This is a genomic window from Peribacillus sp. NJ4, from assembly GCF_030348345.1.
Classification (GTDB): domain Bacteria; phylum Bacillota; class Bacilli; order Bacillales; family DSM-1321; genus Peribacillus.
On sequence record NZ_JAUCFQ010000001.1, the window covers coordinates 4960306 to 4981606 of the forward strand.

Below are 21301 nucleotides of genomic sequence, written 5' to 3' on the forward strand. Positions count from 1 at the left end.
AGTGATCCATTTACTTGTGGTAGACGATGAGAAAGAAGTTGGGACTTTTCTATCCCGCCTTTTTACGATGAAAGGTTACCTCGTACAAGTTGTGAATAGCGGAAAGGATTTCCATGAAATCGATTGGAATCAGCAGCGTTTTGATGTAGCACTGATAGACCTGAAGCTTCCGGATTGTGATGGCCTTTCCCTCCTGCAACATCTAAAACAACTACAGCCGCGTTGCAAGGTACTGATCATGACCGGATACAGCACCGTCAAGACCGCTGTTGATGCAATGAAACTTGGCGCGAGTGATTATATGGAAAAACCCTTTGTGGATATTGAAGTATTGGAAAAGCAAATTGACAACCTATTGAATGAAAATGAAGATTTGAATCAACATTTCATCCATAAGCTAGCCGAGGAATCAGGATTGATTGTCGGTGAAAGTACTTTAATGAAGAGTTTGATTGAAACGGCATTCAAGGTTGCCCAAAAATCAGTCAATGTATTAATTGAAGGAGAAACCGGCAGCGGCAAAGAAGTGCTTTCACGTTTCATCCACATAGCCAGCCCCCGAAACCATGAACCTTTTATCGGCATCAATTGTGGAGCGATCTCTGAATCCCTGCTTGAAAGCGAATTATTCGGCCATGAAAAGGGGGCTTTCACCGGAGCTACCCAGTTGCGAAAGGGTTTTTTCGAAATTGCAGGGAATGGTACGCTTTTCCTTGATGAAATTGCGGATGCGAGTCCCGCCATTCAAGTCAAATTGCTACGAGTGTTGGAAACACGGGAATTCATGCGGGTTGGCAGCAGCGGGACATTACGGACGAATGCCCGGTTAGTGGCGGCTTCCAATGAAAACCTGCAACAGGCAGTGGACAAAAATAAATTCCGGGAAGACCTATTTTACCGACTGAACGTCGTGACTCTGGATATCCCGCCTTTGCGCAACCGAAAAGAGGATATTCCCTTGCTTGTCCGTCACTTGATTGAGAGAAATGGTCATGGAGATATCTCTTTTTCCAATGAAGCCATTGAAAAATTACAGCAATACAACTGGCCAGGCAACATACGCGAACTATCTAATGTGGTCATGCGCACGCTAACTCTTGCAGACAATAAGTCTGAAATAACAGCCAATGATATCTCGCTATCTAACAGCCAGGTCACTCCGAAGAAGAAAGAGCGTCCGAATGAGATTCAGACAACTGAAAACCTTCTTGAAGAGTGGCGAAAAAAGCTGGTGGCCGACTTTAATGAGAAAGATGAACTGATGCTTGAAGAAATCCTTACGGAAATCAAACAGCTTCAATCCACAATTGGAAAGGAACTCGTCATGCAGGCACTGCAAAAAACCTACGGCAACCGGAATGAAGCAGCCAAACGCTTGCAGATATCCATAAGGAAATTACGCTATATATTAAATGAGAAGAACCAGACATAAAAAAAGAGGGATGCCCCGTTCCAGGGCATCCTCCTCTGTTACTATTCTAGCGTCAATACGATGCGTCCATTGATTTCTCCCTTTTCCATCATTGAAAACACATCATTGATTTCATCAAGTTTCCTCGTCTCTATATTCGTTCTGACTTTACCCTCAGCCGCAAATTGAACAGCTTCCTGTAAATCTTTTCTCGTCCCGACGATTGACCCTTTTACAGTTACCCCATTTAGTACCGTATCAAAAATCGGGATTGGAAGTTCATCATTCGGCAATCCGACTACGACCAGTGTCCCGCCCCTCTTGACTGAACTGTAAGCCTGTTCGAATGCTTTTTTCGTAACCGCTACAGAAATGGCTGCCTGCACACCGCCAACTTTATCCTTAATGACTTGTACAGGATCAGTCTTAAGCCCATTAACCGTGAAATCCGCCCCCAGTTCCGCCGCCAGATCAAGCTTATCATCTTGAATATCGACAGCAATGACATTAAAGCCCATCGCTTTCGCGTATTGAAGGGCAACATGTCCCAATCCGCCAATTCCATAAACCGCTACCCAATCACCAGGTTTTGCTTCTGATACCTTAAGCGCTTTATAAGTCGTTACGCCTGCACAGAAAATCGGTGAAACTTCCGCAAAGTCAAGCCCTTCAGGAACCTTCACCACATATTTGGCAGGTGCTTTACAGTATTCCGCATACCCCCCGTCCACGGAGTAGCCTGCATTCAATTGATCCAAGCAAAGCGTTTCCCTTCCAGTCAAACAATACTCACAATCGCCACAGGCCGAGTAAAGCCATGGGATCCCAACGCGGTCACCGACTTTCAAGGAAGTTACGCCTTCTGCCACCTTTTCTATGATACCTACACCTTCATGTCCAGGGATAAGCGGAAGTTTAGGTTTAACCGGCCAATCGCCATGTACCGCATGTAAATCAGTATGACACACGCCACATGCTTTAATTTTCACTAATATCTCACCATATTCCAATTCCGGGATGGGTACTTCTTTAATCTCAAGTTTTTGGTTAAATTCATTGACTACCGCTGCTTTCATTGTCTTGACCTGTTGTTTTGCATTCAAAGTGCTTGCCCCTTGTTTTACATTCATGATTCATATTCCTCCCTTAATTAAGTGGATATTATTTCTTACTCCACTTATACAAGATGCAAGTGCCATGCCAATGCAAAAAGGCCAAGACGACAGCATCCAATTTAAAAAAGTGCCGAAAATTCGGCGCTTTTGGACGAATTAACGGCTCAAGTTGGACGAAATCCGGTTTGTATATTGCAGAAAAAATAGCTCACCCTATAAATGGGAGGTGTCCAAAACATGGACCAATTTGAAAAAGCTTATGAATCCTATAAACAGCAGGGAACACCGCAAGCAAACCAACTTGATTCAGCAGGAAAAGAAGAAATCATCGCCGTAAGGAAAAATGAAGAGGACAATATTATCGCCATCAAGACCAACTCCGGCCGCGAACTCGACTACCCCACTGCCCTTTCGGAAGCCAAAGCAGGCATCCTGGCCAACGTTGACGTCTTTCATAAATATGGACGTGATATATTGCGGAGTGAGCCTGATGGGATAAAAGAAAATAACCTGGATCAACTGCCGGAGTTTTGAGTTTTCGGGGAAACTGCCTGATATGGGCAGTTTTTTTCTGTCTGGAGTTAAACATTAAAAAGAACCAGCATGATAGCCGGATCCTTATTTTTCATACTGATAGTATTCAGAGATTTCGAGCAGTTGCCCACAGGACTCGACAACCTCAATGATTTCCATCCACGACATGTCCAGTCCCAGTTCATTTGCATGGGAAATCTTATCCCGTAATTTCCGGATGGCATTCGCATCCTTCTTCCCTTTACTTTTCGAAGGGATTTGGAAGAAGCACCTCAATTCTTCATCCTTATGTATGATATCGAATTTATCACTGATTTGCAGGCACTCTATTAAATTGATATCCTCATTTTTATCGATTCTCCTCCTATATAATTCGGTTGCCTTTTCTAAACGGTCTTCGCTGATCATTGGATGCCAGCTTCCGTCGCCGAATCTATCCATGATGATATCGCTCATCCTCATTTCCAATAAGGTAATGTATCCAAATATCAGCATCCTGATTGGAGGCTTTTGAAGGTCGGCATGGGTAATCAACTTTTTAATTGAATTATTCTCTAATACGAAGACCCTTGTTTTATTCTTGAAAATATGGAGCAGCTGGATCAAAGGCGTTGAATCCGAAACCATTTCCCTTGGTGAAAAGTTTCTCAAATATTCCGAAATGCTCCCTTCACCCAGTTCTTCCCTTTCGATATATCCGATGATTTCCCCTTGATCTTGCACTGCCAATATATCAAAATTCTTTTTTTCCAATGCTTTCCGAATATCCAGCGCCAGATCGTTTGTATGGCAAAACTCAAGCTCCTGGGCTATGCTCTTAACCGTGATATTTTCTTCATAAAGAGTTTTAAGACTAAGATAGCTGCTATTGCTTTTTCTTTGGCTTCCATTTAACATCTTTCACCCTCCGCTCAGGAACACTTTCTACACGATTTTCCGCTTTAAAATTATAGACCGCTAAAATGCATACGGCCCCCACAAATAAAGTCCACCCAAGTGGACTTTATCCCATTCATGTGGATCTTTTTGGTACCATTAATCAAAAGCCTTCCACTGCATTGCCTGCTGCCGTTTCCTCATTCCCCTCTTCATTCCAAGCCTTGCAAACATCCACCCAATCCTTTGCTCCTGAATATTCAAATAATTCCGCGGGTGTAAGTTCTATTGCAGAGTTCGTACTGCCGCATGCCGGGAACAATGACTCAAAGCGTTTCATCGATACATCAAGAAAAACAGCTAGATCGTTTGCCAGACCAAACGGACAAACTCCTCCGATGGCATGGCCGGTCTGCTCAAGCACTTCCTCGGGTGACAGCATCCGTGCCTTGAAACCGAACATCTGACGAAATTTCTTATTATCCACTTTTGCGTCCCCAGCCGCTACAACCAAAATCGCATCATCACCTTCCCCCCTAAAGGAAAGAGTCTTAGCGATCCTCGCTGGGATAACACCGATGGTTTCTGCAGCATCACTCACCGTAGCGCTCGATGTTTCGAACTCCATTACATCGCCTTCCCGATCCCATTGTTTAAAATGGCCTTTGACACTCGCGATAGACATATTATATTCACTCCTTTGAAGTACATATAAAAATAATATCATCCTTCATTGCCATAAATCAAAATCCTATGGATGCTTGTAATTAAAACCATTCTTTACAAATTGACGAAACAAGCTTACTTGGGATACTATTAATCATCGGGCAAACGCCTATACGTGGTTCGTAACCATCCCACGATAAAAAACTAGGGAGAGAGTAAAATGAATGTTCGTACACTCGTGATAAACGGGTTATTGGCTGCCTTGTATGTGGCGGTCTCATTGGTGTTTAAACCAATAGCTTTTGAGATGTTCCAATTTCGTGTACCGGAAATGTTGAACCATCTTATTGTATTCAATAAAAAATATATCTATGGTATTGTCGGCGGCGTCTTCATATCGAATCTGCTCTTTTCACCGATGGTTCCATATGATTTAATTTTTGGGGTGGGGCAATCCTTACTCGCCTTGCTGCTTGTCATTTTTGTTTCACGTTTCATAAAAGGCATTAAAGGGCGGATGATCGCCACGATCATCTTTTTCACGTTCACAATGTTTTTAATTGCCATTGAACTGAACCTTGCCTTTGGCTTACCATTCTGGTTAAGCTGGATGACCACGGCTGTCGGTGAATTCGTTGTCCTCTTGATTGGCGCGCCAATCATTTATGGAATGAACAAAAGAATTCAGTTTGAAAAGTGGCTTTAAAGGAATCTTCTCTTCGTGAACCCACTATAATGTAAAAGAGCTGTCTGCATCATGCGACAGCTCTTTTTTCACCAATTAACTTAAAAATGATAAACTATTAGTCAGAATGGTGGTGACCCTTTGAAAAAAGTCCTGACCTTAACAGGTCTACTGGTAATCGCATTATTTATTTTTTCAAATGCAGAATTATTTACTTTGATTTGGAAAAGTGACTTGGATTCAGTTATTAGCATATTGAAGGAAAACCTTTTGCTCACTTTTATTGTGACATTCGTATTGATGTTTGTCCAAAATTCATTTACACTCATCCCCTTAATTTTGCTCCTGACTATCAATGTCACGATATTCGGATTCATATATGGCTACCTATGGAGTTGGTTTACAAGTGTCGTTGCTTCAGGATTCATTTTTTATGCAGCAAGAAATTGGTTTCAGGAACTTCTCTTAAAGAAGATGGGTGAAAAATGGCAAAAAACTGTTGTGGAGCATGGCTTCATGTACGTGTTTACAGGCAGGATTTTCCCGCTTATCCCAACAAGTTTAATTAACTTGGCAGCTGGAGTCAGCACCGTCACTTTCAAGGATTTTTTATTAGCGACGGCACTTGGCAACCTGATATACTTCTTCTTCCTATCGCTAATTCCATATGGACTCCTATCTGTTGAAATGAACCAATACACGCTAGTTGCACTCGCACTCCTCTTCTTATTATTTTTCATTATCTATAAGCGTGCAAAAAAGAAAAAGAACCTAACCTTATTCAGAAAAAACAGGTGACCTACATTGGCCCCTGTTTTTTTATTTAGGATTCTGCATATATTTTTTTCCGATAGTTTGTTAAAATGTGTATGTAATTTTACCTTTGAAATGTCTTAAAATCAGGGAGAATCTCCATGTCCAAACGCTCCATCTTAGCAATATATATCCTATCCGGGATTCTTACACTAGTCGTGTTCGACTTTTTTTTAACTACAAATATCCATAACAAAGAGGTCTTCATTCAACTTCAGAGAGTGGAAGGCATTGTTTTCCTTTTATCAATAGGCTTGATCTTATATCTTTATTTAGCTAAAAGGGAAGAATTCAAACAATTAAAAGAAGCGGAACAACGCCGGCGCACACTCATCAATTCAATGGTGGATTTCGTTAACTTCAAGGATGGTGATGGCCGATGGCTTGAGTCCAATACCTTCGGGCTGCAATTATTTCAGTTGGAGCATGTAGACTATAAGGGAAAAAAAGACAGCGAGCTCGCAGAATACTCCGAATTTTATAAAGAGTCGTTGATCTACTGTGAAGGTTCCGATGAAGAAACGTGGGTAAAAGGGGAAATCACAAGGTGTGAGGAAATCATCCCTCTTCCCGACGGCAATCACAAGACCTTTGATACGATCAAAGTTCCCCTGTTCAATGAGGATGGTTCACGAAAAGGCTTAGTAGTCATCGGCAGGGATATTTCTGAAAGGGTTGTCGCTGAGAATCAATTATTCGATAGTGAACAACGCTATAAATCATTGTTTGAACACAACCCTTATCCGATGCTGATGCTTGATTTAAACGGAATGATCACGACCGTAAATCCTAGGTTTGAAACGGTAACAGGCTTTCAACAGGAAGAAATACATGGAGCCTCATTCATTAAATTGAACTTTTCAACAGAAGATGCGGAACTGATTCGTACATCTTGCCAATATGTCATCGAAAACCATAAGGGGATTAAGAAAGGGAAAGATATAGAATTCCTAACGAAGTACGGGAAGTCCATCTTACTTTCTTGTACGTTTGTCCCGATGATGGTTGGCGAGGATTTGGTCGGGATCATCACTTATGCTAAAGAAGTCACTCAAATTCGCGAAACCGAAGCACGCTTAAGAAGAACAGAAAAATTGTCGATAGTCGGCGAACTTGCCGCAAGTGTAGCCCACGAAGTACGAAACCCGTTGACTTCTTTAAAGGGTTTCGTCCAGCTACTTAAAAAGAGCGACCATCCCTATGAACAATACTACACGATTATGTTAAGTGAATTGGACCGGATCAATCTTATTGTAAGCGAGTTACTCGTTCTGGCAAAACCACAGGAACTCCCATTCAGCAAGCATCAAATCATCGAACTGATGAATGATGTCAAAACCTTGTTGAAACCAGAGGCGGACTCGTACCCCACCCAAATATCAATATCTGTAAAAAACGAAATACCGCTTCTATTATGTGAGGGAAACCAATTAAAACAAGTATTCATAAACATGCTCAAGAATTCAATGGAGGCATCCGCCGATCACATTTGGATTGATTTTGAGCGCAAGGACAATAACCTTTCCATTACCATCAAAGATAATGGAAGCGGAATAGAAAAAAAACGGTTAAAGCATCTTGGAGAACCTTTCTATTCCTCTAAAGAAAAAGGAACAGGGTTAGGATTGACAGTCAGTTGCCGAATCATTGAGGCGCATCGGGGAAAGGTCCGCTTTAACAGCGAACCAAACCATGGAACCGAGGTCCAAATCCTTTTGCCCATATGAATATAAATCGGAGGACAAGTCCTAATCTTGTCCTTTTTTTTGCGATTCAGAACCATCCCTTGATAAAATTAAAATAGAGAGGTGAAGAAATCCTTTATATTCCCAAAGAATGACACGGTCTCAACAGGCTGTTTCCCATTAACCTGGCCTCCTGTATTATTGGATGTATCGCTCAACGTCTTGCCAGCTGTACTCATTTGCGTTGCCTCAACTTCCGCCTCTTTTGTTTTGACATCATCCACGGTTTCTTCCTCATCCATTTCCACATCCATATCCTTTTCGAAAACAAGGACGTAAGTACGGCGCTCCCCATCCTTTGAAACAGTAACGGAAATGGCCGTCTTCGCTTTATCCTTGATCTTCACTTTTTTACTGCTCTCACCGTCATATTCAATCGTCGCTCCACTGGCATTTGTCGTTGCATACATTTCGACTGAAGAAACGTCATTATCGACCTCGATATGATAGGTATGCTCATTAGTATCAAAAGACTTGTTCCATACTCCGGATGATACAGTCAGATTGTTCAACACTGGTGCATTATTGCCTTCCTCGCCTAAAGAATCTGCTGACGCTACCTTCACTATAGAATCCGTTTTCGGTTTCTGTGTTGAAATACTTTCAAGTTGCTGTGCTTTCGGTACTTGGCTGACACCACTGGTTGGTTTTAGATTATTGGAGGATTCAGCTGATGTTAAAGATGATTTATTCCCCTTATCGGATGGAGGTTGAGCTTTACTTGTTTCTGTTGAAGGCTCCTTTTGTACTTCACCCTCTTTAGGGGCATCTTTCGATTCGGTTTCCTTGGCAGCTGCCCGTGTAATCGTAAGCGTATATGTTTTTTCATCTCCATTTTCTGCTGTAACGATAATCTTCACCGTTGTCTTACCGACTGGAAGGGTAACCTTTACACCGGCACTGGTTGCATTCTTTCCATTCACCTTTACAATTGCGGTACTGTCACTCAATGTCGGTGTTACTGTAACGGACTGGACTTCATTTCCAACAGAAGCATTATAAGCTGTCACTTTAGAATCGAATGTTAATGAGCCTTTTGATAATCCAATCGATGTTAAAAGGTTATCATCACTTTCAAGTTTTTCGACCTTGAGAGTATAGGCAACCGTTTCATTTTCCCCATCGCTGACAGTGATTTCAAACGTATTCATGCCAGTTTGAAGAGTTAAATCCTTCACTTTACCATCTGTCATTTTGATATCATTCACGTATATGGCTGCAGTCTCACTAGGACTTCCTGCAAGCAAGGTGATCTTTTCCACATCATTTCCCACTGCTGCACTATAGTCGTGTACACTTTCTGAAAATTTTTGATCCAGTGCTATACCCTCTATTTCTAGCCTTGAAAGACTATTTACCGTTTGTGCCTCTTCCTGCAGAACAGAAGGGCCCTCCGCAGCCTCTACCACGGGCATATAAGTGGATGCTCCCATCACCACAAGGGAACCAACCAAAATCACCTTCACACTTTTTTCTTTTAACCCCTTATTTAGCAAAGCCTATCCCCCCTATAATTCCTGTAAACATGATAGGGTCAGGTTACCAAATAAATCTTAATTATTTCTTAATGAGGTTTATAGCTTGTTTCTTTAGGTAACAACTTGTGCAAGGGGGTTACCAACCAATATTTCCCATCTATTGTTTTAATGGCTATAATGGTGGAAGCCAGACCAATCTAACCTTATGGTTATCACTTTTCTAGCGAACCTCTTAAACTGCCTTTAGATAACTAATTTATTTTCACTGTTTTTTCACATTTTCCTTTTATAATAAGCTTACATAACCTGATGAAAGGGTGATGGCACACCACGATGAAAAATTATTTATGGCTGGTATTCAGCCTATTCAGTTTGCTTTTATACCCAGCAATGGCTTCTGGTCATGCTACTGTAATAAGCTCTAATCCTAGCCCGAATGAAGCGTTGGATACTCTTCCTGAAAAGATCAGCATTCAATTCAGCGAGAATATACAACCAGCTTTCCATTCGCTTGAGGTATTCAGCCAAGATGGGGACAAAATTCAAATTCAAGACAGTACAATCTCGGAACAAAGTGAAAAAATACTGGAAGCTAAGTGGAAGGGCACTATCAATGAAGGGATTTACTACATTAAATGGAGAGTGGTCTCGAGTGATGGCCATCCCATTGAAGGAACCATTCCCTTTCAATTCGGAGATTCAGCTGGCCTTTCAGACCAAGACAATTCCGAAGTGAATGCAAGTTTTCCGAATTCCATCAATGTTATCCTGCAAAGTCTTCAATACATATGCTTCGCTGCCCTAACCGGAATCCTTTTTTTTAGATTATCGTTAATGAAGGATTCTCGACTTTTTGAAGCCAGCAGAAGAACCCGTCTATACCTTTGGCTTTCATATACAGGTTTAGCATTTTCCATCTTCTGCAGTCTGCCTTTAAAAGTTACGATTGATGCTGGCGTAGGTTGGACTGATGCATTTAAAGTGAATTATATGAAAGAAGTATTGAATGCTACAAACTTTGGAACCATCTGGATCATTGAAATTCTAATATTGCTCCTTCTATTTTTAGTGATTTATTTCATGCTCGAGAACTCCTTGAATAAATCACTACCTTACCTTTCTTTCATCATAATTGCCAGCTTGATGATTTGTAAGGCTTTCACTGGACATACAGCAGCCGTTCCTAATCAGGTTCTGGCCGTTTTGATGGATTTCCTTCATTTATTGTCCATGGCTTTATGGCTCGGCGGCCTTATGGCCTTATTGGTGATTTTGCCTGGGCTTGCTGATCGGCAGGCAGTCCAAGAAGATAAGAAAACATTTTACTGGTCGATCATTCAAAGGTTTTCCAAATGGGCATTTCTGTTTGTAATCATACTGATTGTTAGCGGGATATATAGCAGTTTACAGCATGTACCGACTATCCATTCATTGTTTAACACAACATATGGCCAATTGTTACTAGCGAAAATCGGTCTCATGTTAATCATGATCGTTTTAGGAGGCTTTCATTTTCTCAGAGGGAAAAAGCAAACGAAAAAACTTGGTTATAGTGTGGTAATGGAGTTTGGTTTAGGAATCATCATACTTCTCGTTGCAGCTCTATTGACAAATGTCCAAACTGCCATGTCTTCTCCCGGGCCAATAGAGAAAACGTTACAGACTGACGAAAATAATGAGGTCACATTAATGGTGACTCCCAATGAAGTCGGGGATAACCTGATTCAAGTAGATCTATCCAATGGTGGCAAGCCGATTGCTGAAATAGAACAGCTTACAATCACCATGCAGTCAGTCGATACGCCAGGCGGTGAAATAAAGCTGCAAATGCAGGAAAAAAATAAAGGTACATTTACATCAAAGTCAATATTAACCATGCCAGGAAAGTGGAATATCCATGTTCACGGATTAACTGAAAGCCTGGATTCAATCAATGCTGATTTTATAATATTCATAGGGAATTCATAACAGGAGGGATTTATACTAATGAAAAACATTTCAAAACTACTTATTTTTACATTTGCTGCATTATTCATTTTTTCCGGATCAGCATATGCTCACGTTACAGTCAAGCCTAGTTCATCTGCACCTGAGGCGTGGGAAACTTATACACTCAAAGTACCTGTAGAAAAAGAAACTGCCACTACAAAGGTAACCTTAAAAGTACCTGAAGGGGTTACCTTTGAAAGCTATCAGCCTGTACCAGGATGGAAAGTAACAACGGAAGGTGACAAAGATGGCCATGTAAAAACGGTAACTTGGGCAGCAACTGATGAAGGAATAGCTGCTGGACAATTCCAGCAATTCTCTTTCGTAGCACAAAATCCTAAAGAAGAAACGAAAGTTGCCTGGGATGCATTTCAATATTACGAAGATGGTGAAATTGTTGAATGGAGCGGTGATGAAGGCTCAGACCTACCGCATTCTGTAACGGAAATTACGGTTGCGCCCAAGGCTGATGCAGAACCTGCGGACCATGGTCACAAAGATGAAGCTGACACTAAAGATTCCACGACAACTGACAATTCAAAGGATTCAGCAACAACAGAAGGTGATAGCAATCAAACGCTAATCATCACTCTGGCTGTCATATCACTAATTCTTTCCATTGTAGCGCTTTTTGCAGCTCTAAGGAAAAACAAAAAATAATCATAACATTATGGAAGGTGCCCCATATTTCTCCCGGGGCACCTTTTTTAACTTCTAATATTCCATGACCACCGATTTACTCGGTAACTTAAGGTTTTCTGATTCTATGGTAATCTTAATCGATTTTTCAATTCTTTGTTCCCCTATCGTTAAGTTAAGCAGTCCATTTCCCTGTGCTTTTTTGCTGATTCCCAGATCTTCGGTATTTTTCACTAACTGTGCGTATAATTCCGCTTCGGTTAACTTACGGTCAAACTCCTTTTCAGCAATCACTTTCAAGAGAGCTGCTGCACCGCTTACATGAGGCGTAGCCATTGACGTTCCGCTCAGCCTCGCATACTTATTCCCTGGATACGTAGAGAGAATATCGACCCCTGGCGCCACCAAGTCAATTTCATCATTTGTATTTGAAAAATCCGCTAAATTCCTGCTTAAATCCACAGCTCCGACTTCCACTACTTCGGGATATGCTCCTGGATAATCCAATTCATCCGTTTCATGACGCCCATCTCCACTATTTCCAGCTGCGCAAACAACAAGGATATCGTTCTGAAGGGCCTTTTGAATGAGTTTATGTTCAGCCTCATCCGGAGGTCCGCCAAGTGAAAGAGAAATAACCGAAACCTTTTCTTCATTAGGTCCCCGCCAATTGATTGCATACTCTAGAGCTCCATTAATCCAATCTATATCGCCTTGTCCTTGACCATTTAGGGCCTTTAACGCTAATATGCTTGCTTTCGGAGCCACTCCCACTACACCAGCATTATTAATGGCAGCCAAAACCGTACCGCTCACATGTGTCCCATGTCCGTTATCATCTTGAAAATCCCCGGTATTGGTAAAATCCTTCCCACCGATGATTCTTTCTTTGAGGTCTGAATGCCCCTTATCAATGCCTGTATCGATGACGGCAATTACCACGCCCTCACCATAATTGCTTTTTTCCCAAATTGCCGGTGCTTTCACAAGCTCGACACCCTCAGGAATCTTCTCTTTGACCGTTTCCATTACTTCAAGAACTTTGTAAGGTATTAATCTTTTTTCTCTTGTCATTTGATTACCCCTTCCTTCGTTCATAAGTTAAACTGCCATCAGTGTAGGAATTTTCATCCCGTCTGGTTGCCGTCTACCGTTGAAAGAGATGAGATCAAAAAACTCTTCTCTCTTATATATACCAGATTTTTGAAAATAAAAAAGAAGTTTTCCGAAAATTCCGTCTAAATAACTACTTTTTATTTCTTTTTAAGTTATTATCTGGTACTCTTATTATAGAACAAACGTTCCTGTAATTCCACATTTTTTTAGTCATTACTCAATTTTTTTCCAAACAATTTATCGCAAATAAAAAAGAAGCGACTCCGAATCGAGTCAGCTTCCAAGATGTTAAGCTGCACCGCAGCATTTTTTGTATTTTTTCCCGCTTCCGCATGGGCAAGGTTCATTTCTGCCAATGACCGGTTCTGTATGAACATGCGGCATTTTAGCTGCCTTTGCACTTTCCATGATAATTTGCGTGCCTTTTTCCTTCATTTGCTGATACCGCTGTTTAAATAACTCCATTACATCTTTACTGTACTTTAATGTATCCTCCGCGATATCCATCGCCTTTTGTTTGGAAATATTATAATCCTCAAGGACAAATTGATTATCCCCGAAAGAAACCCTCACTCCAAAATGCTGTCCTGCCTGTTTATTGCCTTTAAGCTCCTCAACGAACTCAAGGTATACTTCCTGGCAATCACAAGTCTGATGCATGCAATAATAATCATATATCCAATACGATTTATCTTCGTACTTACTCTTTAAAGCAATTCCATCATCAACGCCAAAAACATCCAAATATTTTATCGCTTTTCCATCGAGTATCTCAAATGGATCAATCGTTCTCATCTATAGACACATCCTAATTCATCAAAATTTATTCTTCCTATGTATTGTACAACCTAATTCATCAATCGTCACTTGAAACGAAGCCTGACGAAGCCAAACCCCTTACATTAAAAGCCCAATTGAAGGCAATAAAAAAAGCTGCAGCAGTGTGTATGCACTGCTGCAGCTGCCCCTCAATCCTTCATCCGATCCATGTGGTCAATTCATCGATCGGTGTTTTCTTAGCAGGTTTCGGCTCCATGTCAGGATAACCCAAGTATATGAAAGCCAATACTTCTCCCTTAGAGGATAAATTGAAAAATTCACGGACCTTGTCATGATATGTTATTTTTCCCGTTCTCCATACTGCTCCCAGACCTAGGGAATGTGCTGCAAGAAGCATGTTTTGAATGGCACTGTTCACTGCCGCATATTCTTCTGCCACAAGGACATTATTCTTATCACTAGGCTCTATGCCCACTGCGATGATGACTGGAGCCCTTAAGGGATTCTTTTTTTGCCTTTCTATCTTGCTGATTAGACTTTCCGGGGTATCATCAGCATTTTCGATTCTTGTTATTTCTTCGAAGACCTGCCCAAGTTTATTTCTTCCTTCTCCTGTCAATACAAAAAAGCGCCAAGGCTCCGTTCGGTGATGATTAGGTGCATATGTTCCAGCTTCGATGATTTGCTCGATCATTTCTTTCGGTATCGGATCTTGCTTAACGATTCCAATGCTTCTTCTCGTTTTTATAGCCTCGATAGTTTCCACGTTATCTCCCCTTATCCCTTTATCTCCAATAGTTTCTGTTTCAGTTCATTTTCCATTGACGCCAATTCCTGCTCGGCTTGTCGGCGTTTATGCCTGCCTTCTTCCTGTATCCGCATGGTTTCCTCAAGCGTCGAAATCAAGTTGGCTTGAGTATTTTTTAATGTTTCGATATCGACAAGCCCCCGCTCATTTTCTTTAGCCGTCTCAATGGTATTCGTTTTCAGCATCTCAGAGTTCTTCAGTAACAAGTCATTTGTAGTCTTGGAAACCTGCTTTTGCGCTTCTACAGCATGCCTTTGCCTGATTAGCGTCAGTGCAATCGCAACCTGGTTTTTCCAAAGAGGAATGGCCGTCATGATCGAAGATTGTATTTTCTCGACTAGTGCCTGATTCGTGTTTTGAATCAGCCTGATTTGCGGTGCGCTTTGAATCGTGATTTCACGACTCAATTTCAAATCATGAAGCCTTTTATCCAACCGTTCAGCAAATTGGCGCATATCATTGACTTCTTGAAACTTCATTTGATCATTGCTTAATTCAGCTGACTTCCTTAGCTCCGGAATCGTTTTCTCATGGATTTCTTCGAGTTTTATTTCCCCTGCTGCAATATAGACATTCAACGCCTGAAAATATTCCTTATTCGTTTCATATAGCTTTTCAAGGATTACGATATCCGATAACAGGATATTCTTGCTCCGATCTAGTTTTACACTGATTCGATCAATCTGGGCCCCAGTTTTCTGATACTTGGAGAGCACCTCCTGTACAGATCCCGAGAGCTTCCCGAACATACGCGCAAAAAAAGAGGGCTTATCCGGTTTAAGCTCATCCGGGCTCAGCTCATTTAACTTCTTCATTAAATCACTGATAATGTTGCCTACTTCACCCACATCTTTTTTCTGGACATGCTCAAGCATGGAATTAGAAAAGGTCAGGAGTTTTGATTGGGCTGGTGTACCATAGGATATCATTGCCTGATGATTCGTTGGGTCGATTTGTTCGGCAAGCTGATAAGCCTTTGCCCTGTTCTCTTCAGGAATGACATCGATTAGTTTAACCGGTTTCGCTTCCTGGGAAGATACTTTCTCAAGCTCCTGCACCCCATCAAATGGATTGGCTAAAAGGTCATCGATCAAACTGGCATTATTCGTTTTATTCAACAGGTTTGGATCATTGTTATTCATTTTAACCTCCTGCTTTCATCAATTACTTGTGACTCTTTTCCAGTGTTAATGGATTGCTTAGCAACATCCAATTCGAAGTTAAGGTTATCGATATCATCGGCAATCACTTTATATAAATCTTTTTCTATCGTTTTAGTGAGTTCCTTTAAGGTTTTACGAGTTTCCGTTAAGGAAAGTTCGAGTTCCTTATTCTTTTTTGGCTGCTGTGATAAAAAAACATATTTCTCGGCGAGCTCCGTAGCCGAATCCAGATGCGAATAATAAAATTGCTCCGCATGGTAAAACCGCTTCGGTTCTTTTTTCGTCAGACTATATATTTTCCTGATCATTTTAATCATATCCTTCCTCTGTTTAAAAGAAGAGATATGCCTAACCGAGATTAGTGCCTTTTGCACCCGCCATATCTTTGGTTTTGCCTCAATTAAATTTTTCTTTATAAATTGGTATTCTTTTCTCGTCAATTCATGTTTTTTTAGGAATCGCGAGGAAAAATAAACGGAACTTAGCCAGTATGCAAGCGCCCCTCCTGCTAAAGATATGACAACAGACAGGACAAACGGTTGATTCAATACAAAATAGCTAATCAACCAAACCGGAAAAACCATTGGAAATGCAATCAATATCGGAACAATATCAGCAAGAAATCTATTCATTATCATTACACTCCTGACTTACACTCTTTTCTATATATACGGATTATCATTAAGATTGGTTTCAAGATGGATAAAAGAATTTCTCCTATCCTAAACGATATAGGAACCGGATGGTTTCTGCAAATTTATTGAAATTTTTTCTGTAAATTACCTCTTCTTCCCCTAATTATGGGCTAACGCCTAGTCACTTCACCGGAACTTACATAAGTTATTACGTATCCATCCCGATTTAAAAAAGGAGAGTTGACTATGAATTCATACGGATTTTATCCTTTTCCACAACAAAATGGAAATCATCAGTACTTTCAGTCTAATTATAACCCATATTTCCAACAGCCTGAACGATTTGAATATGTGCCACAGCAAGATTGGGACCTTCAGCAGGTTCAAGAGAATCCATATAGCCAGGTGCCCGACCAATTCGATGTTGAAAGGCAGCCTCAACAACTTGAAAGAAGAGTCCGGGAACTTGAGCGTCAAAACGAGCGTCAAACGAGGGAACTCAATCGGCAGAACCAAGAAATCACGCGGATAAATCGTGAAGTGAACCGCATTAACCAGGAAATCACCAGGCTAAGTCAAGCGGACCAGCGACATACGAATAGGTTAAACAGGCTTAATCAAAGACTCCGGGCCGTGGAAAGAAACCTAAACATCCCCTTCACCGCAACAGATGATGGTTTTTAATGAAAGAAATAGCTGGAGCTCATTATGGGCTCCAGCTTTTTTATTTTCCCATGCTTTTTTTGAGGTACTGATAGTCAGTACATGAGGTTTAATCAAACGATTGATTAAACCTTTAAAGGTTTACTAAAACCTTGTCCGCGTTACTTAAACTGATTAATCCATTTTAAAGGAACACCATTTCGGTTACAGAGCTTTACGATTTCTCTACTATCATGTGTAATATTATACACAATTGTTTTTAGCCCTTTAAATGTGAATCCTGCTATCTTCTTTAAAAAAGTAGTTACAATTACTGATACGCCGAATAAAAAAGAAAATTGGAGTCAGCCACATTCCCGCGGATTCCCTTAAATCGTTTAAAAGAAGATATTCCTTAATGGAAAAAAACAAAAAAAGAACAGGAGTCATGCCGCACTCCCGTTCTTTCTCATTTACAAAATTATTTGTTTCAACTTTTCGTTTCTTGATTCCTGTTCCTCCTGAGTAGACAAGTCATACTTCTTCAATAGATGAAAAAGTTCATTCAATGTTTCCTGCGAATTCGCTTTTTCCAGATAACGATCCAATGTTTGACTCAAAACCGTTGGTAAAAATGCCTTTTGACTCTCAAATTTCATCCTGACATCATGCTGCGAATGATTAAGATTGCATGTACCCATATAAAATTCACCTCTCACTTGATTCTACCATGAGTATTATTGACATTACCTTGTCAATTCTTCTTCCTGCTTATAGTAGTCCTCTACCTTGATGAACTCCGGCGAGGTATGTGTGGCCATTATGCCATGATAACTGATATCCAACCCGAGTTCTTCTTCTTCTTCAGTGGATCTTATAGGCAGCCAAACATTTATAACTTTAAAAACAAGCCATGTCAATGAAAAGCCCCAGATGCATAACACCACTAATCCTAATGTTTGAACTCCGAGCAAATGCCATCCCCCACCTGCAAACAATCCGTTTTCAGTGGAGAAAAGCCCTACTGCTATCGTACCCCACATGCCTGATGCCGCATGAACAGGAAAGGCGCCAACCGGATCATCGATTTTTCGGGCTTCCAACCAATTTGTCGCAGCTAACATAAGCATTCCAGAAACTGCTCCAATCAGTAACGCCGCCAGATCACTAACGAATGCACAGCCTGCTGTAATCCCGACAAGGCCTGCAAGTGAGCCATTGATGACGGAAGGTGCATCCGAACGACCATACCTAAATAGTGTATAAAGCAATGTCGCCGCCCCCCCTGATGCAGCTGAGAGCATCGTGACAATGGCAATATGGCCAATGCGTCCATCTGTAGCTTGCAAGGTGCTTCCTGCATTAAACCCAAACCAGCCAAACCATAAAAGGAATGCCCCAACAGATGCCAATGGGAGATTACTCGGCAGCGAAATGGAACTAGTCCCCCGTGAAGTGAATTTACCTGCTCTCGGCCCGATTACAATGGCAGCCGCAAGTGCAGAAAAACCGCCTAGCGCATGAATGACCGCCGACCCTGCGAAGTCCTGCATACCCAACTCGCTTAACCAGCCACCTCCCCATACCCAGTGACCGGCAATCGGATAGATGAATGCCGTCATCATTACGACAAAAATAAGGTACGCCCGAAAATTTATCCTTTCCGCAACTGCTCCCGAAACGATGGAAATAACGGCGATGACGAATGCGCCTTGAAATAACCAAAATGCATCCATGGAAATCGTAAGGTCGATGTGCGACAAATCACCTTTCAGCAGAAAGCCGCTTGCTCCGATAGTTCCAAATACATCCGTTCCGTACATTAATCCAAAACCAACGATGAAATAGCAAAGCGTTCCGATCGTAATATCGGCAAAAACCTTCATGATGATGTTCACATTATTCTTCGTACGGACGAACCCTGCCTCCAATAAGGCAAACCCGCCCTCCATTAAGAGAATCATGGCTGCTGTCAGAACCACCCAAACCGTATCCAAGCCAGCGTTTAACGTTTCTAGAGTCATCTTGGTGTTCCCTCCGCTTTCTGCCAGGCCATTATTTCTTTAATGATATCTGATGGCAAATTCATTTCCCGTTTTTCCGGTTCAGCTTCAAGTAAACCGATCACCTCATTTAAAAAAGTGACCTTCTTTTTTATTTTCTCGATTTGTTTATATCTATCTTTAACATTCACCAAATGCTCAACGGCCTGGTGATGACTTGGAGCACGCCCTGTAAAAAAACGTTTAAATGGTGATAGGGATTGATACCAAGCTTCCTCAGCTCTTCGTTTTTGCTCATATTTATGTATTTTACTTTTTATCGCTTCAATTTCCGATTCCTGTTTGCTTTTATGAAATAGCAGTCCTTTTATCACTTCTTCAGATGAAATTTCAAAAACAACTCTACTATACAAATCGTCCCTAATATAAATGTTATATCACCTCACGTAATCACGTTATGTTATCTATAATTATATTAATAATTCTGAATTCAGTCAATAATTAAACAATAAAAACGATTTGTACTACGAATAAATCCGATTTTAACTATACTTCTGCCTGTTCCCATTCCATTAATCAAACGTTTGATTAATGGAATGAGCTAGTTAAACTCTTGATTTGAAAAAGAATTTAATGCGCTTAATTTCCTAGATAAATTTGGAAGGTATAGATAATCATTTTTTCCTCACTCTAATAAGGCAGTTACAAACTAAGGAGGTTCATATATGACAGTAATAAGCGATGTCAAAACAACTATAGCAGGGCTGAAAAGCGCTCAAGCAAGCTTTGAAACCTTTGCCCTTTCCACAGATAATGAGCAAGCCAAACAACTATACCAACAAGCTGCCCAACAAACACAATCGATTGTGGACAGCATCACCCCTCGCATTGATGAGATTCAAAACGAGGAACCTCAATATAAACAATAATCATTCATATAAAAAAGGTTGGTTAAAGCAACCAGCCTTTTTTATATCTTTCAATCCATATGGGGAATAAAATTCCCCTTCCTTTTTCTATACCATCGTTTTTAAATGTTATTCCTTGTTTTTATCACAACACTGGTAATGACAATACTCATACAATGGGGTGGTTTATAATGCTTACGGGGCATCGCACATGGGTGTTTGATCAAAAGCCTGTCATCGTCTCCACAGGAACCGTTGGCGGTCCATTTGAAGCAGACGGTTTGCTTGCGGATGATTTCGATCTTCTCCATTCCGATTTATGGATAAATCAAGATACTTATGAAAAGGCACATAAAGTCTTATTGGAAGAAGCCAGTACAAAAGCAATCGAAAAGGCGGGTCTTCAAAAGGAACGGATTCAATTTTTCCTTGGAGGCGACCTTATCAATCAAATAACCCCTACGAGTTTTGCCTGCCGAACACTTGGAACACCATATCTCGGCTTATTTGGCGCTTGCTCCACCTCGATGGAGGGACTGGCTCTTGGTGCATACCTTGTCAATACCAAAGGGGCAGAATACTTATTGACAGGAGCATCCAGTCATAACGCTGCAGTAGAAAAGCAATTTCGCTACCCAACAGAATACGGAGGGCAAAAACCTCCAACAGCCCAATGGACCGTTACGGGGGCCGGCGTGGCTTTATTAAGCAGTGCCGGGGAAGGCCCAAGGGTCACTTCAGCTACGATAGGCCGTGTCATCGATATGGGATTGACTGATCCTTTCAATATGGGAGGCGCCATGGCCCCGGCCGCTGTGGATACGATTGAAGCCCATTTAAGAGAACGGAACCTCGATCCATCCTATTACGATTTAATAGTGACCGGGGATTTAGGAAAGATTGGACATGAAGTTTCTCTGGAATTATTTAAAAAACATGGTACTCCGATAAAAGAGGAGCAATATAAAGATTGCGGTTTAATGATTTACAGGGATGGTCAACCGGTCCTGTCAGGAGCAAGTGGCCCTGGATGTTCCGCAACCGTTGTTTATGGTCATTTATTAAATCGCATGAAAAAGGGAGAGATAAAACGATTGCTCGTCGTGGCTACCGGTGCTTTGTTATCTCCCCTATCCTTTCAACAAAGTGAGACGATTCCATGCATTGCCCATGCCGTATCGATTGAATATGAGTGAACGAAAAACATGATCTACTAAGGTTTGTGGTTCCAAACACAAGACTGCTCATACTGGATGAACACTCGTGGCTGCTAAGGTTGTTTCGGTAGCTTTAGC

21 protein-coding genes, 1 pseudogene and 1 riboswitch are annotated in these 21301 nt (G+C 41.2%); of the genes and pseudogenes, 10 read left to right on the forward strand and 12 right to left on the reverse strand.

Going from position 1 to position 21301, the window contains the following annotated elements:
• The first annotated feature begins 1 nt into the window (after position 1).
• On the forward strand, positions 2–1432 hold the full coding sequence (locus QUF94_RS24775) for a sigma-54-dependent transcriptional regulator (RefSeq protein ID WP_289318194.1): 1431 nt from the start codon (positions 2–4) through the stop codon (positions 1430–1432).
• Positions 1433–1473: 41 nt separating this feature from the next.
• Here QUF94_RS24775 and adhP read toward each other — a convergent pair whose 3' ends face one another.
• Positions 1474–2487, reverse strand: coding sequence for an alcohol dehydrogenase AdhP (adhP, locus tag QUF94_RS24780; protein ID WP_289318490.1), 1014 nt, complete (start codon positions 2485–2487; stop codon positions 1474–1476).
• Between the two features lie 276 nt (positions 2488–2763).
• Between adhP and QUF94_RS24785 the strand changes: the two genes are divergently transcribed.
• The gene (locus QUF94_RS24785; RefSeq protein WP_289318195.1) at positions 2764–3060 is read left to right on the forward strand and encodes a DUF3892 domain-containing protein; all 297 of its coding nucleotides are present in this window, start codon (positions 2764–2766) and stop codon (positions 3058–3060) included.
• 84 nt (positions 3061–3144) lie between these two features.
• Here QUF94_RS24785 and QUF94_RS24790 read toward each other — a convergent pair whose 3' ends face one another.
• Positions 3145–3957, reverse strand: a complete 813-nt coding sequence (locus QUF94_RS24790; protein WP_289318196.1) for a hypothetical protein — start codon at positions 3955–3957, stop codon at positions 3145–3147.
• A 142-nt stretch (positions 3958–4099) separates the two neighbouring features.
• Positions 4100–4621 carry a YbaK/EbsC family protein gene (locus tag QUF94_RS24795; RefSeq protein WP_289318197.1) on the reverse strand — a complete coding sequence of 174 codons (522 nt, stop codon included), beginning with the start codon at positions 4619–4621 and terminating at the stop codon, positions 4100–4102.
• A gap of 150 nt (positions 4622–4771) precedes the next feature.
• Positions 4772–4816, forward strand: a riboswitch (PreQ1 riboswitch).
• 6 nt (positions 4817–4822) lie between these two features.
• Here QUF94_RS24795 and QUF94_RS24800 point away from each other — a divergent pair.
• From QUF94_RS24800 to QUF94_RS24810, 3 genes are all read left to right on the forward strand, one after another.
• Positions 4823–5308, forward strand: coding sequence for a QueT transporter family protein (locus tag QUF94_RS24800; protein ID WP_289318198.1), 486 nt, complete (start codon positions 4823–4825; stop codon positions 5306–5308).
• 120 nt (positions 5309–5428) lie between these two features.
• Positions 5429–6085, forward strand: coding sequence for a TVP38/TMEM64 family protein (locus QUF94_RS24805; RefSeq protein ID WP_289318199.1), 657 nt, complete (start codon positions 5429–5431; stop codon positions 6083–6085).
• 116 nt (positions 6086–6201) lie between these two features.
• Positions 6202–7827: a PAS domain-containing sensor histidine kinase gene (locus QUF94_RS24810; protein WP_289318200.1), complete on the forward strand. Its 1626-nt coding sequence runs from the start codon at positions 6202–6204 to the stop codon at positions 7825–7827.
• A 68-nt stretch (positions 7828–7895) separates the two neighbouring features.
• Here the strand turns inward: QUF94_RS24810 and QUF94_RS24815 are convergent, their stop codons facing one another.
• Positions 7896–9341, reverse strand: coding sequence for a cadherin-like beta sandwich domain-containing protein (locus QUF94_RS24815; RefSeq protein WP_289318201.1), 1446 nt, complete (start codon positions 9339–9341; stop codon positions 7896–7898).
• 372 nt (positions 9342–9713) lie between these two features.
• On the opposite strand from QUF94_RS24815, the gene QUF94_RS24820 reads away from it, so the two are divergent.
• Both QUF94_RS24820 and QUF94_RS24825 read left to right on the forward strand, forming a co-directional pair.
• A complete protein-coding gene (locus QUF94_RS24820) occupies positions 9714–11291 on the forward strand; it encodes a copper resistance CopC/CopD family protein (RefSeq protein ID WP_289318202.1) in 1578 nt (525 codons plus the stop codon).
• A gap of 18 nt (positions 11292–11309) precedes the next feature.
• Complete coding sequence (locus tag QUF94_RS24825) at positions 11310–11972, forward strand: YcnI family copper-binding membrane protein (RefSeq protein ID WP_289318203.1); 663 nt, start codon at positions 11310–11312, stop codon at positions 11970–11972.
• Positions 11973–12026: 54 nt separating this feature from the next.
• Here QUF94_RS24825 and QUF94_RS24830 read toward each other — a convergent pair whose 3' ends face one another.
• The 5 genes and pseudogenes from QUF94_RS24830 to QUF94_RS24850 all read right to left on the reverse strand — a co-directional run bounded on the left by QUF94_RS24830 (position 12027) and on the right by QUF94_RS24850 (position 16450).
• Positions 12027–13025 (reverse strand): S8 family peptidase, encoded by a 999-nt coding sequence (locus QUF94_RS24830; protein WP_289318204.1) that lies wholly within the window; start codon positions 13023–13025, stop codon positions 12027–12029.
• 330 nt (positions 13026–13355) lie between these two features.
• Positions 13356–13433 (reverse strand): annotated as a pseudogene (locus QUF94_RS29145) (SEC-C metal-binding domain-containing protein); the annotation flags it as partial.
• Positions 13434–14043: 610 nt separating this feature from the next.
• The gene (locus QUF94_RS24840) at positions 14044–14613 is read right to left on the reverse strand and encodes a nitroreductase family protein (protein WP_289318205.1); all 570 of its coding nucleotides are present in this window, start codon (positions 14611–14613) and stop codon (positions 14044–14046) included.
• A gap of 11 nt (positions 14614–14624) precedes the next feature.
• A complete protein-coding gene (locus QUF94_RS24845) occupies positions 14625–15797 on the reverse strand; it encodes a toxic anion resistance protein (protein WP_089362531.1) in 1173 nt (390 codons plus the stop codon).
• Positions 15794–16450 (reverse strand): 5-bromo-4-chloroindolyl phosphate hydrolysis family protein, encoded by a 657-nt coding sequence (locus QUF94_RS24850; protein ID WP_289318206.1) that lies wholly within the window; start codon positions 16448–16450, stop codon positions 15794–15796. Before QUF94_RS24850 ends, QUF94_RS24845 begins: the two co-directional genes overlap by 4 nt.
• 249 nt (positions 16451–16699) lie before the next feature.
• On the opposite strand from QUF94_RS24850, the gene QUF94_RS24855 reads away from it, so the two are divergent.
• The gene (locus QUF94_RS24855; RefSeq protein WP_289318207.1) at positions 16700–17137 is read left to right on the forward strand and encodes a coiled-coil domain-containing protein; all 438 of its coding nucleotides are present in this window, start codon (positions 16700–16702) and stop codon (positions 17135–17137) included.
• Between the two features lie 431 nt (positions 17138–17568).
• On the opposite strand, the gene QUF94_RS24860 is transcribed toward QUF94_RS24855, so the two are convergent.
• From QUF94_RS24860 to QUF94_RS24870, 3 genes are read right to left on the reverse strand one after another with little or no spacing between them, the layout of a single operon-like run.
• Positions 17569–17796, reverse strand: coding sequence for a hypothetical protein (locus QUF94_RS24860; protein ID WP_289318208.1), 228 nt, complete (start codon positions 17794–17796; stop codon positions 17569–17571).
• 45 nt (positions 17797–17841) lie between these two features.
• Positions 17842–19119 carry an ammonium transporter gene (locus QUF94_RS24865; RefSeq protein ID WP_289318209.1) on the reverse strand — a complete coding sequence of 426 codons (1278 nt, stop codon included), beginning with the start codon at positions 19117–19119 and terminating at the stop codon, positions 17842–17844.
• Positions 19116–19511, reverse strand: coding sequence for a hypothetical protein (locus QUF94_RS24870; RefSeq protein ID WP_289318210.1), 396 nt, complete (start codon positions 19509–19511; stop codon positions 19116–19118). Before QUF94_RS24870 ends, QUF94_RS24865 begins: the two co-directional genes overlap by 4 nt.
• A 312-nt stretch (positions 19512–19823) precedes the next feature.
• Here QUF94_RS24870 and QUF94_RS24875 point away from each other — a divergent pair, with 312 nt between their 5' ends.
• Together QUF94_RS24875 and spoVAD are read left to right on the forward strand one after the other, a co-directional pair.
• Positions 19824–20027, forward strand: coding sequence for a DUF1657 domain-containing protein (locus QUF94_RS24875; protein WP_289318211.1), 204 nt, complete (start codon positions 19824–19826; stop codon positions 20025–20027).
• 170 nt (positions 20028–20197) lie between these two features.
• Complete coding sequence (spoVAD, locus tag QUF94_RS24880) at positions 20198–21202, forward strand: stage V sporulation protein AD (protein WP_289318212.1); 1005 nt, start codon at positions 20198–20200, stop codon at positions 21200–21202.
• The last annotated feature ends 99 nt before the right edge of the window (positions 21203–21301 follow it).